Genomic DNA, 15,894 nt, shown 5'->3' with positions numbered 1-15,894 from the left:
CTGGCCGGCCGGGACGTCGGCGGCGGGCGTGCTCAGGGGCTCAGATGTTGACGACGGGGCAGGTCAGCGTGCGGGTGATCCCGTCCACCGACTGCACGCGGGCCACGACCAGCCGGCCGAGCTCGTCGACGCTGTTGGCCTCGGCCCGCACGATGACGTCGTAGGGGCCGGTGACGTCCTCGGCCTTGGTCACGCCGGCGATCTCGCCGATGCTCGCGGCGACCGCGGCTGCCTTGCCGACTTCGGTCTGGATCAGGATGTAGGCGTGGACCACGACGTGACCTTCCTCGGGCAGTGCGGTGACGACGACCGTCACTGGCTCGACCTGCCCGCCGAGCAGCGGACAGACCGGCAACGTACCGCAGCCCCGTGGGGCGCCCGGTGACTCGTCCCCGGCCGCTGATCCCGCGGCCCGACGCCGCCGACAGCGTCGGCGTCGTCGGGGAGTTCGGCCTCATCGCCCGGGTGGTCGCCCGCTCGGGCACCGCGGCGCTGGCCGAGGTGGGCCCCGGCGACGACGCCGCGGTCGTCCGCACCCCCGACGGGCGGGTGGTGGCCTGCACCGACGTCCTGGTGGAGGGCCGGCACTTCCGCCGCGACTGGTCCTCGGGGGAGGACGTCGGGCACAAGGCCGCCGCCGCCAACCTCGCCGACGTCGCCGCGATGGGCGCGGTCCCCACCGCGCTGCTGGTCGGGCTGGCCTGCCCCGCGGGCACCCCGGCCGCATGGCTGGAGGACGTCGCCTCCGGCATGGCCGAGGAGTGCGAGCGCTTCGGTGCCGCCGTGGTCGGCGGTGACACCTCGGCCAGCGCCCCCGACAGCTCGGCCGTCGTGCTGTCGGTGACGGCGCTGGGCGACCTGCAGGGCCGGGTGCCGGTGCTGCGCAGCGGTGCCCGGCCCGGGGACGTCGTCGCCGTCGCCGGCCGGCTGGGCTGGTCGGCGTGCGGGCTGGCCGTGCTGCGTCGCGGCTTCCACTCACCGATCGCCGCGGTCTCCGCCCACCGCCGTCCCACGCCGCCCTACGCGGCCGGGCCGGCGGCGGCCGACGCCGGGGCCACCTCGATGTGCGACACCAGCGACGGGCTGCTGGCCGACGCCGGGCACCTGGCCGCCGACAGCGGCGTGCTCCTCGACCTGGACCGCGCCGCGCTCGCCGCGGGCTTCCTGGACCCGGTGGGGCCGCTGGCGCAGGTCGCCGCCGCCCTCGGCGGGGACCCGATGGCCTGGGTGCTCACCGGCGGGGAGGACCACGCCCTGGTGGCCACCTTCCCGGCGGAGGCGGAGCTCCCGGCAGGATGGACGACGATCGGCACCGTGAGCGCGGTCCCGGCCGGCGGGGAGCCCGGCGTCCGGGTGGACGGGGTGCCCGCCGCGCGGGTCGCCGAGGACCTGGGGGAGGGGACCGGCCATGTCCACTTCGGCTGAGCGGGGGGTGACCCTGCGGCAGGTCGGCTACGCCGACCCGGTGGCCCAGCACCTCATCGAACGGGTGCAGCAGGAGTACGTGGTCCGCTACGGCGGGCGCGACGAGGCGGTCGTCGACCCGGCCGAGTTCTCCCCGCCACGGGGGCTGTTCCTGGTGGCCGAGGTCGACGGCGTGCCCGCCGGCTGCGGCGGCTGGCGGGCGCACCGCGCCGGCGAGGGGGCCGCGGAGCTCAAGCGGATGTACGTGGAGCCGGACTTCCGGCGGCGCGGGCTGTCGCGGGTCCTGCTGGCCGAGCTGGAGCGCACCGCCGCCGCGGCCGGCCACACCCGGCTGGTGCTCAACTCCGGCGACCGGCAGCCCGAGGCGCTGGCGCTCTACGCCCGCGAGGGCTACGCGCCGGTCCCCGGGTACGGCGTCTACGCCGACTCGCCCGACGCGGTGTTCCTGGGCAAGGACCTGGTCCCGGACGGGACGGCGGTGGAGGACTCGTGGGCGTCGTGACGGTGTCGGCGCCGTTCGGCTGCGGCGGGGCGGAGATCGCCCCGGCCGTCGCCGAGGCGCTCGGCCTGCCCTTCCACGACCGGGTCATCCCCGCGCAGGTGGCCGGACGGCTCGGGGTGCCCGTCGCCGAGGCCGAGGCCAACGACGAGACGATCACCCGCGGGCTGTGGCGGCTGGTCAGCTCGCTGGGCACCATGCCCGACCCGGTGGGCGGCGTGCTGCCCACCTCGTCGCTCCCGGACGAGCGCGCCTACCGCCAGCAGACCGAGCGGGTGCTGGGCGAGATCGCCGCAGGTCCCGGGGGAGTGGTGCTGGGCCGGGCGGCGGCGATGGTCCTGCGCGACCGGCCCGGCGTGCTGCACGTGCGGCTCGACGGCCCGCCGGAGCGCCGGCTGGCCGCCGCGGTGGCGCACTCGGGCCGGCCCGAGGCCGAGGTCCGGCGTGACCGGGACGCCGCCGACGCCGGCCGGGTCGCCTACGTCCGGCACTTCTACCGCGCCGACCCGGCCGACGCCCGGCACTACCACCTGGTGGTGGACAGCACCGTCGTCCCGCACGACACGGTCGTGGGGCTGGTGGTCACCGCGGCCCGGGCGCTGGGCATCGGCACGACCTGAGGCACACGCCGGAGACCCCGGAGGTCGCTGACCTCCGGGGTCTCCGGACCCGCCGGGGCGGGGATGGTGCTGAGGCGCTGGCAGTCAGCGCCCGGGTTCAGACCCGGGCGACCTTGCCGGCGCGGATACAGGACGTGCAGGCGTTGATGCGCTTCCGGCCACCGCCGGTGAGCGCAGCCCGCACGGACTGGATGTTCGGGTTCCAACGGCGCGGCGTCCGGCGGTGCGAGTGGGACACCGCCATGCCGAAACCGGGCCCCTTGCCACACACGTCGCACACGGCAGCCACGGTGATCACTCCCAGAAGATTGGTTGAGCTGAAGTCGGTTCGCGGTGCTCGCCGGGTGCCCGAGGGCACGGTCCAGCTCGGCACACGCCTGGCTCACTGTAGACGGTCGCCGGGGCGGGTGTCGGACCGCCCCGGTCCGGAGCGCCCCGCACCGGGCGCCGGACCTGCGGTCGGGGAGTCCTGTCGGCCGTCGGCGGTACCCTCCCGGACGTGCTCGAGGCGCTGGACGAGGCCGCGGTCGGCCGGTGGAGCCGCGCCGTGGTCGACACCCTTGCCCAGGCCCGGGGCCGGCTCGACGAGCTCAACGTCTTCCCGGTCCCCGACGGCGACACCGGCACCAACCTGCTGATGACCGCCGAGGCCGGGCACGCCGCCCTGGAGGCGGCCGCCGGTGCCGAGTCGGCCTGGACCGTGCTGGCCCGCGGTGCGGTCCTCGGCGCCCGGGGCAACTCCGGCGCGATCCTGGCCCAGCTGCTGCGCGGGCTGGCCGACGGCCTCGCCGGCGCCGCCCGCGTCGACGGGCGCGTGCTGGCCGAGGCGCTGTCGGCGGCCTCCCGCACCGCGTACACCGCGGTCGCCGACCCCGAGGAGGGCACCTTCCTCACCGTCGCCCGGGCCGGCGCGGAGGCCGCCGAGGCCGCGGTGTCCGGCGGCCGGGCGCTGCTGGCCGACGTCGTCCGGGCCGCCGCCGACGGCGCGCTCACCGCCCTGCAGGCAACGCCCGGCCAGCTGGCCGCCCTCCGCGACGCCGGGGTCGTCGACGCCGGCGGCGCGGGCTGGTGTCTGGTGCTCGACGCCCTGGTCGGCACGGTCACCGGCACCGCGCCGACCCGGGCCCCGCTGGGCCGCCGCCCCCTCCGGGACCGCGGCGTGCCCAGCCCGGCCCCCGCCGCGCCGGCGCCCGGGCCGGGCAGCGAGGTGCAGTTCCTGCTGGCCGACTCCGACGAGGCCGCGGTGGCGCGGCTGCGCGCCCGGCTCGCCGAGCTGGGCGACTGCCTGGTCGTGGTCGGGGTCGACACCCCCGGCGGCCGGGAGTGGAACGTGCACGTGCACGTGGCCGACGTGGGCGCCGCGGTCGAGGCCGGCATCGAGGCCGGGCGGCCGCACCGGATCTCGGTCACCGCACTGGCACCGGTCCGGGCGCCGGTCGCGGCCGCGGGCACCCGGGCGTCGGTGGCGCTCACCTGTTCCGCCGGCCTGGCCGACCTGTTCGCCGGCGAGGGGGTCGTGGTGCTCACGGCGCCGGTGGGCGAGCTCACCGAGGACGCCGTGCTGGCCGCGGTGCTGGGCACCGGTGCCGCGCAGGTCGTCGTGCTGCCCAACCACGCCGAGGTCACCGCGGTCACCGCCCGCGCCGCCGAGCGCGCCCGCGAGGACGGCCGCGACGTCGTCGTCGTCCCGACCCGGTCGGCGGTGCAGGGGCTGGCTGCCCTCGCCGTCACCGACCCGGCGCGCCGCTTCGGCGACGACGTGGTCGCCATGGCCGAGGCCGCCGCCGCCACCCGCTGGGCCGAGGTGACCGTTGCCGAGCACGACGCGCTCACCTCCGCCGGTCGCTGCGCCGCCGGCGACGTGCTGGGCAGCGCCGAGGGCGACGTGGTGGTCATCGGCGCCGACCCGGCCGCCGTGGCCCGCGACCTGCTCGACCGGCTGCTGTCGGCCGGCGGGGAGATGGTCACCGTGGTGGTGGGGGAGGACCCCGCGCTGGGCGACGCGGTCTGCGCCCACCTGGCCGCGGTGCACCCCACCGTCGACGTCGTGCGGTACGCCGGCGGTGCCGGGGCGGTGCCCCTGCTGGCCGGGGTGGAGTGACATGGCCATGACCATGGGCACCCCGCTCACCCGCGTGCTGGGCCCGAAGACGGCCAAGGTGATGGCCGAGCAGCTGTCCCTGCACACCGTCCGCGACCTGCTGCGCCACTACCCGCGGCGCTACGCCCGGCGCGGGGAGATGACCCGGCTCGACGGCCTGGAGGTCGGCGACCGGGTGACCGTGCTGGCCCAGGTCAAGAGCGTGAACACCCGGCGGATGCAGCAGCGCCGCGGCACCCTCACCGAGGTCACCGTCGGCGACGGCGCGGGCAGCATGCGGCTGGTCTTCTTCAACAACCGGCACGCCCACCTCGACGTCGGCGAGTGGGGGCTGTTCGCCGGCACGGTGGGGCTGTGGCGGGGGGAGAAGCAGTTCACCCACCCCGACTGCCACATCATCACCGGGGACGACGACGACTGGGCGCGGGCGATGGTGCCGCTGTACCCGGCGAGCAAGGACGTCTCCAGCTGGGTGGTGCAGAAGTCGGTCAAGCTGCTGATGGACGACCCGAGGTCGCTGGAGCAGATGCTCGAGGACCCGATCCCCGCAGCGGTCCGCGAGCGCCACGCGCTGGTCGACCTCCCCACCGCGCTGCGGCAGAAGCACCGCCCGGAGAGCCAGGAGCAGGTCGACGAGGCCGACGAGCGGCTGAAGTGGGACGAGGCGCTGGTCCTGCAGGCCACCCTCGCCGCCCGCCGCCGGGCCGCGGCCCTGGAGCCCGGCATCGCCCGGCCGCGCCGCAGCGGCGGCCTGCTGGACGCCGTCGACGCGGCCCTCCCGTTCTCCCTCACCGACGGTCAGCGCGAGGTCGGCGAGGAGCTGGCCGCCGAGCTCGGGCGCGAGCAGCCGATGAACCGGCTGCTGCAGGGCGAGGTGGGCTCGGGCAAGACCGTCGTGGCGCTGCGGGCGATGGCCCAGGTCGTCGACGCCGGCGGGCAGGCCGCGCTGCTGGCCCCCACCGAGGTCCTCGCCGCCCAGCACGCCCGCAGCCTGGCCGCGATCCTCGGCCCGCTGGGCCGGGCCGGTGAGGTGGACGGCGACGCGTCCGGCACCCGGGTGCAGCTGCTCACCGGGTCGCAGAAGGCCGCCGTCCGCCGGCAGGCCCGGGCCGCGGTCGCCGACGGCAGCGCCGGCATCGTCGTCGGCACCCACGCGCTGCTGCAGGAGGGCGTGGAGTTCGCCGACCTGGGGCTGGTCGTGGTGGACGAGCAGCACCGCTTCGGCGTCGAGCAGCGTGACGCGCTGCGCGCCAAGGGCAACCGCCCGCCGCACGTGCTCGTCATGACCGCCACCCCGATCCCGCGCACCGTGGCGATGACCGTCTACGGCGACCTGGAGACCTCCACGCTGCGCCAGCTGCCCGCCGGTCGCGGCGGGGTCTCCAGCTCCGTCGTCCCGGTGGGGGAGAAGCCGGCCTGGCTCGACCGCGCCTGGGCCCGGGTCCGCGAGGAGGTCGCCGCCGGCCGGCAGGCCTACGTCGTCTGCCCGCGGATCGGCGACCTCGACGACGGCGGCAAGGGCGACGACGGCCCGGACGGCGCCGACGGCGCCCCGCCGCCGGAGGAGAAGGCCGGCACGAGCGACAAGCGCCCACCGCTGGCGGTGCTCGACGTCGCCGAGGCCCTGCGCGCCGGACCGCTGTCGGCGCTGCGGGTCGAGGTGCTGCACGGCCGGATGACGCCGGAGGACAAGGAGGCCCGGATGCGGGCCTTCGCCGCTGCCGACGTCGACGTCCTGGTCGCCACGACCGTGGTCGAGGTCGGCGTCGACGTGCCGAACGCCACCGTCATGGTCGTGATGGACGCCGACCGGTTCGGGGTCAGCCAGCTGCACCAGCTGCGCGGCCGGGTGGCCCGGGGGAAGCACGCCGGGCTGTGCCTGCTGGTCAGCGAGGCGCCCAGCAGCTCGGCCACCGGGCAGCGGCTGGCCGCGGTCGCCTCGACCACCGACGGCTTCGCCCTGGCCCGGCTGGACCTGGAGACCCGGCGGGAGGGCGACGTCCTCGGCGCCGCCCAGTCCGGCCGCCGCTCCGGGGTGCGGCTGCTCTCCCTCGTCGACGACGAGGCGCTCATCGCCGAGGCGCGCGCCGAGGCGACCGCGCTGGTCGAGCAGGGCCGCGGCCTGGCCGACCACCCCGAGCTCGCCGCGGCGGTCGCCGCGATGAGCCTGGACGAGCGCGCCGACTACCTCGAGAAGGCGTGAGGGAGGACCCCCTGCCCCCCGGCCCCGTCCCGAGGCTCGCCCCGAGCCTGCGAGGGGATGAGGAGGATGGGGTCCTCCGACTCGCGGCGGGACCCTGCAGGGGGCCGGAGAACATCAGCAGGAAGAGGCGGACCGCATGACCCGACTGATCTCCGGCGTGGCCGGCGGGCGCACGCTCAAGGTGCCGCGCACCGGGGTGCGGCCCACCGGCGACCGCGCGCGGGAGGGCCTGTTCAACTCCCTGGGCTCCCTGCTGGACCTCGAGGGCGCCCGGGTGCTGGACCTGTACGCCGGCACCGGCGCCCTGGGGCTGGAGGCGCTGTCGCGCGGGGCGACCGAGGCCGTGTTCGTCGAGAACGGCGGCGGCGTGCTGCCGGTGCTGCGCGACAACATCGGCGTGGTCAAGCTGCCCGGGGCGGTCGTGCTGCCCGGCAGCGTGCCGACCGTGGTGTCCGGCCGGGCGGGCGCGGCCTTCGACCTGGTGTTCGCCGACCCGCCCTATGCGACCCCCCTCGAGGAGGTGCTGGGCGTCCTGCGGGCGCTGGTCGCCGGGGACTGGCTGGCCCCCGACGCCGTGGTCGTGGTCGAGCGCTCCGCCCGCGAGCAGGCCTTCGAGTGGCCGACACCCCTGGAGGGGGTCCGCGATCGGCGGTACGGGGAGGCCGTGCTCCGGTACGGTCGCTTCCCGTGAGGCGTGCGGTGTGTCCCGGCTCCTTCGACCCGGTCACCAACGGCCATGTCGACGTGATCACGCGCGCCGCCGCCCTGTACGACGAGCTGGTCGTGGCCGTGCTGGTCAACCCCGGCAAGGCGGGCCTGTTCGACGTCGACGAGCGCATGGAGCTGCTGCGCCTGGCGGTGGAGGCGTGCCCGAACGTGACCGTCACCAGCTTCGAGGGGCTGCTGGTCGACTGGTGCCGCAGCCACGACGTGCCGGTGATCGTCAAGGGCCTGCGCGCCGTCGGTGACTTCGAGTACGAGCTGCAGATGGCCCAGATGAACCGCGAGCTGGCCGGGATCGAGACGCTCTTCGTGCCCACCGCACCCCAGGTGGGGCACCTGTCCTCCAGCCTGGTCAAGCAGATCGCCCGCTTCGGCGGCGACGTGTCCTCGCTGGTGCCCCGGCCGGTCGACGACCGGCTGGTGGCCCGGTTCGCCGAGGGGGAGCAGTCGTGACCGAGGTCGTGTACCGGCTGTACGAGACCGTCGACGAGCTGACCACCGTCATCGAGAACGCCCGCAGCGTGCCGATGTCGGCCTCCTGCATGGTGCCGCGCGACCACCTGCTGGACCTGCTCGACGACCTGCGGGAGAACCTGCCCGACGAGGTGCAGCAGGCCGGCGCCATCGTCGAGCAGCGCACCGAGATCCTGCAGCAGGCCCAGGCCGAGGCCGAGCGCCTCACCGGCCGCACGCGCAGCGAGAGCGAGCAGGTGGTCGCCACCGCCCGCCGGCAGCGCGAGGAGCTGATCGGCACCGCCCGGCGCCAGCGCGACGAGGTGCTCGCCCAGGCCCAGGCGCAGGCCGACGACCTGCTGCGGCAGGCCGAGGCCGAGGCGGAGGCGATCATCGCCGAGGCCCGCCAGCTGCACGAGCAGCTGCTCGCCGACGCCCACGAGCAGCACGCCGAGCTGGTCGCCGCCGGCCAGGCCGAGCACGAGCGGCTGATCGCCGAGACCGAGGTGTACCGCAGCGCCGTCGACCGGGCCGACGAGCTGGGCGCCCAGACCGCCGCCGAGGTGGCCCGGATGCGGCTGGAGGTCGACGAGTACGTCGACACCCGGCTCGCCGACTTCGGGAACACGCTGGCGCACATGACCCGTTCTGTGGAGAAGGCGCGCACGAACCTGCGGCAAGCCTGACCGAGGGCGGCACCCAGCCGTCCCCGACCTGCGGCCACCGTGATGCGGCAGCTCGCGGACACCGGTACCCGCTGACCACCTCGCCGTCCTGAGGACGGCGCGACGGCGTCGGGTAGTCTCTTCCCCTGTCCGGCTGTTGCCGTGCCGCGTGCCTTCCCTGCGCGGTGCCCCGCGCCGGCGAACCCACCGACGATGACGACGAGTACTGACATGCCTGCTGCTCCCTCGCCCGCCCGCGGCGCCGCGTCCTCCGACGCCCGGCGCCCCCCTGGCGACCCCGTCGACGCCACCCCCGACACGACCCCCCGCTCCGCCGCCGACAAGGCGCGGGACAAGGCCTGGAAGATCGACCTCCGCGAGCTCGGCCGCCGCGCCGGCTCGATGCGCGAGTGGGACAAGACCATCCCCGCCCAGCCCGGCTGGGGCGTGGAGATGATCGGCGTCCCCGAGAACGCCCCGGTCCACCTGCGACTGCGCCTGGAGTCGGTGATGGAGGGCGTGCTCGTCTCCGGTCAGGTGGAGCTCCCGGTCACCGGCCAGTGCGCGCGCTGCCTGGACCCGCTGGAGGACACGCTCACCCTCGACGTCCAGGAGCTGTACGCCTACTCCGGCAGCACCACCGAGGCCACCAGCGAGGAGGACGAGGTGCGCCGCATCGACGGCGAGTCCCTCGACCTGGCCCCGCTGGTCCGGGACACCGTCGTCCTGACCCTGCCGCTGTCCCCGACCTGCACGCCCGACTGCGCAGGTCTGTGCGTGGACTGCGGCGAGCGGCTCGACGACCTGCCGGCCGACCACTCGCACGAGGTCATCGACCCCCGGTGGGCCGGGCTCGCCGCCCGTCTCGCCGACCCCGACACCACCGACAGCGCGGATCGACCCCAGCCGGGGTCCGCCAGCCGCACCAACCCAGAGGAGAACTGACGTGGCCGTTCCGAAGAGGAAGATGTCCCGGTCCAACACCCGGGCCCGTCGGTCGCAGTGGAAGGCCACTGCCCCCACGCTCGCGCCCTGCCCGAACCCGGCCTGCCGCGAGCTCAAGCCGCCGCACCAGGCGTGCCCGACCTGCGGTCAGCACGACGGTCGTCAGGTCCTCGCGGTCTGAGCCGGAGCTCCTCCAGCGTGGCGCAGTCGACCACCGCACCGGCGTCCCCGGCACCGGGCGCCCCTTCCGGGGGCTCCCGGGCCGGGCACGCCGGTGGTCGCGCGTCCGGGGACGGCGAGCACCTGGGTCGTGCCGCCGCCTGGCTCACCGACGCCCTGGGCGTCGAGCTCCCCGCTGACCTGCTCCAGCTGGCGCTGACCCACCGGTCCTACGCCTACGAGCACGGCGGCCTGCCCACCAACGAGCGCCTGGAGTTCCTCGGCGACTCGGTGCTGGGGCTGGTCGTCACCGACGAGCTCTACCGCAGCCACCCCGACCTGCCCGAGGGGCAGCTGGCGAAGCTGCGCGCCTCGGTGGTGAACATGACCTCGCTGGCCCGCGTCGCGCGGGCCCTCGGCGAGGGCGGCATCGGCCCGCACCTGCTGCTGGGTCGCGGCGAGCAGGCCACCGGCGGCCGGGAGAAGGACTCGATCCTCGCCGACGCCCTCGAGGCGCTGCTGGGCGCGGTCCACCTGGGCCAGGGCCTGGACACCGCCTCGGTGATCGTGCACCGGCTGTTCGACCCGCTGCTGGCCGAGTCCGCCACCCGCGGCGCCGGCCTGGACTGGAAGACCAGCCTGCAGGAGCTCGGTGCCTCCCTCGGCCTCGGTGCCCCGGTGTACGACGTGGCCGACGAGGGCCCCGACCACGCCAAGACCTTCACCGCCGACGTCCTGCTCGCCGGGCAGGTACGGGGCTCGGGCCGCGGCCGCACCAAGAAGGCCGCCGAGCAGGAGGCCGCCGAGGCCGCCTGGCGGGCACTGTCCGCCGTGCCCGACCCGGCCGCGCCTGCCGACGGCGGACCGACGGCGGGCTGAGCCGTGCCCGAGCTGCCCGAGGTCGAGGTCGTCCGGCGCGGTCTGGCGCAGTGGGTCACCGGCCGCACCATCGCCGAGGTCGAGGTGCGTCACCCGCGTGCGGTCCGGCGCCACCTGGAGGGCGCTGAGCACTTCGTCGCCGCCCTGACCGGGCGCACCTTCACCGCGACCCACCGGCGCGGCAAGTACCTGTGGCTGCCGCTGGCCGAGGCCGACGGCACCGCGTCGGACCGCGCGCTCGTCGCCCACCTGGGCATGAGCGGCCAGCTGCTGGTCGAGAAGCCCGACGAGCCCGACGAGGTGCACCTGCGGGCGCGCTTCCGCTTCACCGACGGCGGGCGCGAGCTGCGCTTCGTCGACCAGCGGACCTTCGGCGGCCTGGCCGTGGAGGACGCCCCGGGCGGGGACGACGTCCCGCCGCGGCTGGCGCACATCGCCATCGACCCGCTGGACCCCGGCTTCGACGTCGACGCGTTCAGCGCGGCTCTGCGCCGCCGGCACACCGAGGTCAAGCGCGCCCTGCTCGACCAGACGCTGATCGGCGGCGTCGGCAACATCTACGCCGACGAGTCGCTGTGGCGGGCCCGGCTGCACGGTGCCCGGCCCACCGACGCGCTGACCCGCGCCCAGGTCGTCGACCTGCTCGAGGGCATCCGCGACGTGCTGGGGGAGAGCCTGGCCCAGGGCGGGACGTCGTTCGACTCCCTCTACGTCGACGTCAACGGGCAGAGCGGCTACTTCTCCCGGCACCTGGCCGTCTACGGGCAGCTCGACCGGCCGTGCCCGCGCTGCGGCACGCCGATCCGCCGCGAGGCGTTCATGAACCGCTCCAGCTACTCGTGCCCGCAGTGCCAGCCCCGGCCGCGGGCCCGGCGCTCGTGAGCGCCGTCCGGGTGGTCGCCCTGGTCTCCGGGCACGTCCAGGGTGTCGGGTACCGCTGGTCGGCGCGGCAGGCCGCGACCGCCCGCGGTCTGGCCGGCTCGGCAACCAACCTCCCCGACGGGCGGGTCGAGGTCGTCCTGGAGGGACCCGAGGACGACGTCCGCGCGGTGCTGGCCGAGCTCGCCGGCCCGCGCGCGCCCGGGTCGGTCACCGGCGTCGAGACCCGGGACGAGCCGGTACGGGCGGTGACCGGCTTCACCGTGGGGTGACGAAGACGACATCTGCTCGACACGGTGAGGTCCCTCCGGTGCCGTTGACCCAGGTCGAGACGGGTGTCACCCTGAGGTCGTCAGCCCGCGCAGACCGCTCCGGCGGTGCGCCGGGACCCCTTCTGCAGTGAGAGGCCGCGCAGCCATGGCCAAGGCCCTGTTCGGTTCCGTCGTCGCCCCGCACGAGATGCGCATGGCCGCCGAGAACGCCGCACTGCGCGCCCAGGTCCGCCGCCTGGAGGCCCAGCTGGCCGTCCTGCGCGACGAGCGCGACGCCGTCATCGCCCGCGAGCTGCTGAACATGGCCGACGACTCGGCCTCCTCCGTCCTCGCCTGAACAAGTCGAAGGACCCCCTCGCCCCCCACACCTCACTCCGTTCGGCGCGGGGCCCTGCGAGGGGGCCGGTGAGCCGGTTCCGTCAGTGCTCGTAGCTAGGGTCGCTGCGTGCACCTGTCCAGCCTGACGCTCAAGGGCTTCAAGTCCTTCGCGTCGCCGACGACGCTGCGGCTGGAGCCGGGCATCACCGCCGTCGTGGGGCCCAACGGCTCGGGCAAGTCGAACGTCGTCGACGCCATCGCCTGGGTGCTGGGCGAGCAGGGCGCGAAGAGCCTGCGCGGCGGCAAGATGGAGGACGTCATCTTCGCCGGCACCGCCGGCCGCCAGGCCCTCGGCCGGGCCGAGGTGACCCTCACGATCGACAACGCCGACGGCGCGCTGCCGATCGAGTACACCGAGGTGTCGATCACCCGCCGCATGTACCGCTCCGGGGAGAGCGAGTACGAGATCAACGGCGACAAGGTGCGCCTGCTCGACGTCCAGGAGCTGCTCAGCGACTCCGGCATCGGCCGTGAGATGCACGTCATCGTCGGGCAGGGGCAGCTCGACGCGGTGCTGTCGGGCCGCCCGGAGGACCGCCGCGCCTTCGTCGAGGAGGCCGCCGGGGTCCTCAAGCACCGCAAGCGCAAGGAGAAGGCGCTCCGCAAGCTCGACGCGATGCAGGCCAACCTCGACCGGCTGGGCGACCTCACCTCGGAGCTGCGCCGCCAGCTCAAGCCGCTGGGCCGGCAGGCCGAGGTGGCCCGCCGGGCCGCCGGCGTCCAGGCCGACCTGCGCGACGCCCGGCTGCGGTTGCTCGCCGACGACCTCGTCGGCCTGCGCGACGCCCTGGACGCCGACATCGCCGACGAGACCGCCGCCCGCGCCCGCCGGGCCACCGTGGAGGCGGCGCTCGGGGTGGCCGCCCGCTCCGAGTCGGCGCTGGAGCGGCAGCTGTCCGCCGACGCCCCGGTCCTCGCCGCCGCCCAGGAGAGCTGGTACCGGCTGTCCACCCTGGCCGAGCGGTTCCGCGGCGTCGGGCAGCTGGCCGCCGAGCGGCACCGGCACCTGGCCGCCGCGCCGCCGGCCGCTCCCGGTGGCCGCGACCCCGAGCAGCTCGACGCCGAGGCCGACCGGATCGAGACCACCGAGCAGGAGCTGGCCGCCTCGCTGGCCGCCGAGCGGGAACGGCTGGCCACCGCGGTCGCCGTCCGCACCGACGTCGAGGCCGCGCTCACCGACGCCGAGCGCGCGCTGGTCGCCGCCGCCCGGGCCCTCGCCGACCGCCGCGAGCAGCTGGCCCGGCTCTCCGGCCAGGTCGCCGCCGGGCGGTCGCGCGCCGCGGCGGGGGCTGCGGAGATCGAGCGGCTGGCCGTCGCCGCGACCGAGGCCGCCGACCGCGCCCAGGTCGCCGAGGAGCGGCTGGCCGCCCGGCGCGACCAGCTCGACACCGACGCCGGCGGCGACGAGGACCTCTCGGCCGCGCACACCGCCGCCCGCGCCGCGCACACCGCCGCCGTCGCGGCGGTCACCGAGCTCATCGCCGCCGAGCGGGCCGCCGAACGCGACCGGGCCGGCTGGCAGGCCCGCCGGGACGCCCTGGCGCTCGGGCTCGCCCCCGCCGACGGAGCGGCAGCCGTGCTGGCCTCCGGGCTGCCCGGGGTGGTCGGGCCGGTGCCCGACCGGCTGACCGTCACCCCCGGCGCCGAGGTGGCGCTGGCCGCGGCCCTGGGCGGGCTCGCCGACGCCGTCGTCGTCTCCGGGGTCGCCGAGGCCGCCGAGGTGCTCGCCCACCTGGCCGGGACCGACGGCGGGCGCGCCGGGCTGCTGGTCACCGGCGGGCTCCCACCGGTGTCCCGCGACGGCTGGCCCGAGCTGCCCGACGGCGCCCGCTGGGCCCTCGACCTCGTCACGGCGCCCGCCGAGCTGGGCCCGGCGCTGGCCCGGGCGCTGGAGCGGGTGGCCGTCGTGGCCGACCTGCCGGCGGCCGTCGCGCTGGTCGGCGTCCACCCGCGGGTGCGGGCGGTCACCCGGGGCGGCGACCTGCTGGGGGCGGACTGGTCGGTGGGCGGCCAGGCCAACGCCCCCTCCGGGCTGGAGGTGCGCGCCCGGGTCGAGGAGGCCGCGGCCGGGCTCGAACAGGCCGCGGCCACCGCTGCCCGACTGGCCGAGGAGCTCGCCGAGGCCCGGGAGGTCGCCACCGCCCGGTCCGCCGACGTCGACACCGCACTGACCGCCCGCCAGGCCTCCGACCGCGCCCGGTCCGCCGCCGCCGCGGAGCTCGCCGAGCTCGGTGCGGCGGCCCGCTCCGCCCTCGCCGAGGCCGAGCGGCTCGACGCCGCCCGGGTGCGGGCCGAGCAGGCGCGGGAGCAGGCACTCACCGGGCTGGGCGAGCTGGAGGAGCGGCTGGCCGCCGCCGAGGCCGCCCCGGTGGCGGAGGAGCCCTCGACCGAGGCCCGCGACCGGCTGCGCGCCGAGGCCGCCGCCGCCCGCCAGGCCGAGACCGAGGCCCGGCTGGCCGTGCGCACCGCCGAGGAGCGGGCCCGGTCGCTGGCCGGCCGCGCCGAGTCGCTGCGCCGCCAGGCCCGGCAGGAGCGGGCGGCCCGCGAGCGCGCCGCTGCCGCCCGGGTCGCCCGCGAGCGCGGTGCCCGGGTGGCCGCCGCCGTCCATGCGGGTGCCGAGGAGGCGCTGACCCACCTCGGGACGTCGCTGGCCCGCGCCGCCGCCGAGCGGGACGCGCTGGCCGAGGCCCGAACCGGGCGGGAGGCCGAGCTGCTGGTCGTCCGCGCCCGGGTGCGGGAGCACACCGGCGAGCTCGACCGGCTCACCGACGAGGTGCACCGCGACGAGGTCGCCCGCGCCGAGCAGCGGCTGCGGATCGAGGCGCTGGAGGCCCGCGCCGCCGAGGAGTACGGCGTCGACCTGCCGACCCTGCTCGCCGAGTACGGGCCGGCCGCGCCGGTGGCGCCCACCCAGGCCCAGCTCGCCGCGGCCGAGGCGGCGGGGGAGCCCGAGCCGCAGCCGGTGCCCTACGACCGGGCCACCCAGGAGCAGCGCGCCTCTCGCGCCGAGCGCGACTTGGCCGCCCTCGGCAAGGTCAACCCGCTGGCGCTGGAGGAGTTCGCGGCGCTGGAGGAGCGGCACACCTTCCTGGCCACCCAGCTCGAGGACCTGAAGAACACCCGCCGCGACCTGCTCACCGTGGTCCGCGAGGTGGACGCCCGCATCCACGAGGTGTTCGCCGAGGCCTTCGCCGACACCCAGCGCGAGTTCGAGACGGTCTTCGCCACCCTGTTCCCGGGCGGCGAGGGCCGGATCTTCCTCACCGACCCCGAGGACCTGCTCACCACCGGCGTCGAGATCGAGGCGCGCCCCCCGGGCAAGAAGGTCAAGCGGCTGTCGCTGCTGTCCGGCGGCGAGCGCTCGCTGACCGCGGTGGCGCTGCTGGTCGCCATCTTCCGCGCCCGGCCCTCGCCGTTCTACGTGCTCGACGAGGTCGAGGCAGCCCTCGACGACGTCAACCTCGGCCGGCTGCTCACCCTCGTCGAGCAGCTGCGGGACACCTCGCAGCTGATCGTCATCACCCACCAGAAGCGCACGATGGAGATCGCCGACGCCCTCTACGGGGTGAGCATGCGCGGCGACGGCATCACCGGCGTCATCAGCCAGCGCCTCCGCGAGCTCGAGACCGCCTGACGAAGGACCCCTCGCCCCCGCGACACGCTCCGTGCGCCGGGGGCCCAGGCGAAGGGCCG

The 15,894-nt window shown here is 76.5% G+C and carries 17 protein-coding genes; 15 read left to right on the top strand and 2 right to left on the bottom strand.

The window, feature by feature from the left end; genetic code table 11:
* Positions 1-40: 40 nt before the first annotated feature.
* Complete coding sequence (locus tag O2W14_RS11625; RefSeq protein ID WP_269176256.1) at positions 41-316, bottom strand: Lrp/AsnC ligand binding domain-containing protein; 276 nt, start codon at positions 314-316, stop codon at positions 41-43.
* 53 nt (positions 317-369) lie between these two features.
* On the opposite strand from O2W14_RS11625, the gene O2W14_RS11620 reads away from it, so the two are divergent.
* Genes O2W14_RS11620 through O2W14_RS11610 form a run of 3 tightly spaced genes read left to right on the top strand, consistent with a single transcriptional unit; the run spans position 370 to position 2,544 of the window.
* Positions 370-1,425: a thiamine-phosphate kinase gene (locus tag O2W14_RS11620; protein ID WP_269176255.1), complete on the top strand. Its 1,056-nt coding sequence runs from the start codon at positions 370-372 to the stop codon at positions 1,423-1,425.
* Positions 1,409-1,927, top strand: coding sequence for a GNAT family N-acetyltransferase (locus O2W14_RS11615; RefSeq protein ID WP_269176254.1), 519 nt, complete (start codon positions 1,409-1,411; stop codon positions 1,925-1,927). Before O2W14_RS11620 ends, O2W14_RS11615 begins: the two co-directional genes overlap by 17 nt.
* Positions 1,915-2,544, top strand: a complete 630-nt coding sequence (locus O2W14_RS11610) for a cytidylate kinase-like family protein (protein WP_269176253.1) — start codon at positions 1,915-1,917, stop codon at positions 2,542-2,544. The genes O2W14_RS11615 and O2W14_RS11610 overlap by 13 nt, the downstream gene beginning before the upstream one ends.
* Before the next feature lie 97 nt (positions 2,545-2,641).
* Here O2W14_RS11610 and rpmB read toward each other — a convergent pair whose 3' ends face one another.
* Entirely contained in the window at positions 2,642-2,842 is a 201-nt protein-coding gene (gene rpmB / locus O2W14_RS11605; protein ID WP_442928837.1) for a 50S ribosomal protein L28, read from the bottom strand.
* 201 nt (positions 2,843-3,043) lie between these two features.
* Here rpmB and O2W14_RS11600 point away from each other — a divergent pair, with 201 nt between their 5' ends.
* The 12 genes from O2W14_RS11600 to smc all read left to right on the top strand — a co-directional run bounded on the left by O2W14_RS11600 (position 3,044) and on the right by smc (position 15,835).
* A complete protein-coding gene (locus O2W14_RS11600) occupies positions 3,044-4,645 on the top strand; it encodes a DAK2 domain-containing protein (RefSeq protein ID WP_269176252.1) in 1,602 nt (533 codons plus the stop codon).
* Between the two features lies 1 nt (position 4,646).
* Positions 4,647-6,848: an ATP-dependent DNA helicase RecG gene (gene recG, locus O2W14_RS11595; protein WP_269176251.1), complete on the top strand. Its 2,202-nt coding sequence runs from the start codon at positions 4,647-4,649 to the stop codon at positions 6,846-6,848.
* A 136-nt stretch (positions 6,849-6,984) separates the two neighbouring features.
* Positions 6,985-7,539, top strand: coding sequence for a 16S rRNA (guanine(966)-N(2))-methyltransferase RsmD (gene rsmD, locus O2W14_RS11590; protein WP_269176250.1), 555 nt, complete (start codon positions 6,985-6,987; stop codon positions 7,537-7,539).
* Positions 7,536-8,024, top strand: a complete 489-nt coding sequence (coaD, locus tag O2W14_RS11585) for a pantetheine-phosphate adenylyltransferase (RefSeq protein WP_269176249.1) — start codon at positions 7,536-7,538, stop codon at positions 8,022-8,024. Before rsmD ends, coaD begins: the two co-directional genes overlap by 4 nt.
* Entirely contained in the window at positions 8,021-8,710 is a 690-nt protein-coding gene (locus O2W14_RS11580; protein WP_269176248.1) for a hypothetical protein, read from the top strand. The genes coaD and O2W14_RS11580 overlap by 4 nt, the downstream gene beginning before the upstream one ends.
* Before the next feature lie 210 nt (positions 8,711-8,920).
* Entirely contained in the window at positions 8,921-9,634 is a 714-nt protein-coding gene (locus O2W14_RS11575) for a YceD family protein (RefSeq protein WP_269176247.1), read from the top strand.
* A 1-nt stretch (position 9,635) separates the two neighbouring features.
* Entirely contained in the window at positions 9,636-9,815 is a 180-nt protein-coding gene (rpmF, locus tag O2W14_RS11570) for a 50S ribosomal protein L32 (protein WP_269176246.1), read from the top strand.
* A 17-nt stretch (positions 9,816-9,832) separates the two neighbouring features.
* Positions 9,833-10,672 carry a ribonuclease III gene (gene rnc / locus O2W14_RS11565; RefSeq protein ID WP_269176245.1) on the top strand — a complete coding sequence of 280 codons (840 nt, stop codon included), beginning with the start codon at positions 9,833-9,835 and terminating at the stop codon, positions 10,670-10,672.
* 3 nt (positions 10,673-10,675) lie between these two features.
* A complete protein-coding gene (gene mutM, locus O2W14_RS11560) occupies positions 10,676-11,554 on the top strand; it encodes a bifunctional DNA-formamidopyrimidine glycosylase/DNA-(apurinic or apyrimidinic site) lyase (RefSeq protein WP_269176244.1) in 879 nt (292 codons plus the stop codon).
* Positions 11,551-11,823 carry an acylphosphatase gene (locus O2W14_RS11555; RefSeq protein WP_269176243.1) on the top strand — a complete coding sequence of 91 codons (273 nt, stop codon included), beginning with the start codon at positions 11,551-11,553 and terminating at the stop codon, positions 11,821-11,823. Before mutM ends, O2W14_RS11555 begins: the two co-directional genes overlap by 4 nt.
* Before the next feature lie 145 nt (positions 11,824-11,968).
* Positions 11,969-12,160, top strand: a complete 192-nt coding sequence (locus tag O2W14_RS11550) for a hypothetical protein (protein ID WP_269176242.1) — start codon at positions 11,969-11,971, stop codon at positions 12,158-12,160.
* A 108-nt stretch (positions 12,161-12,268) separates the two neighbouring features.
* The gene (gene smc / locus O2W14_RS11545) at positions 12,269-15,835 is read left to right on the top strand and encodes a chromosome segregation protein SMC (RefSeq protein WP_269176241.1); all 3,567 of its coding nucleotides are present in this window, start codon (positions 12,269-12,271) and stop codon (positions 15,833-15,835) included.
* The last annotated feature ends 59 nt before the right edge of the window (positions 15,836-15,894 follow it).

The organism is Modestobacter sp. VKM Ac-2986, from assembly GCF_026967795.1.
Taxonomy (GTDB): Bacteria; Actinomycetota; Actinomycetes; order Mycobacteriales; family Geodermatophilaceae; genus Modestobacter.
Note: the sequence above shows the minus strand (reverse complement) of the source record. Positions and strands in the feature narration are given on the sequence as shown.

Coding starts and splice junctions, on each gene's coding strand:
- O2W14_RS11550 (WP_269176242.1), top strand. CDS start 11,969: ATGGCCAAGGCCCTGTTCGGTTCCGTCGTCGCCCCGCACGAGATGCGC.
- rsmD (WP_269176250.1), top strand. CDS start 6,985: ATGACCCGACTGATCTCCGGCGTGGCCGGCGGGCGCACGCTCAAGGTG.
- O2W14_RS11575 (WP_269176247.1), top strand. CDS start 8,921: ATGCCTGCTGCTCCCTCGCCCGCCCGCGGCGCCGCGTCCTCCGACGCC.
- recG (WP_269176251.1), top strand. CDS start 4,647: ATGGCCATGACCATGGGCACCCCGCTCACCCGCGTGCTGGGCCCGAAG.
- O2W14_RS11615 (WP_269176254.1), top strand. CDS start 1,409: ATGTCCACTTCGGCTGAGCGGGGGGTGACCCTGCGGCAGGTCGGCTAC.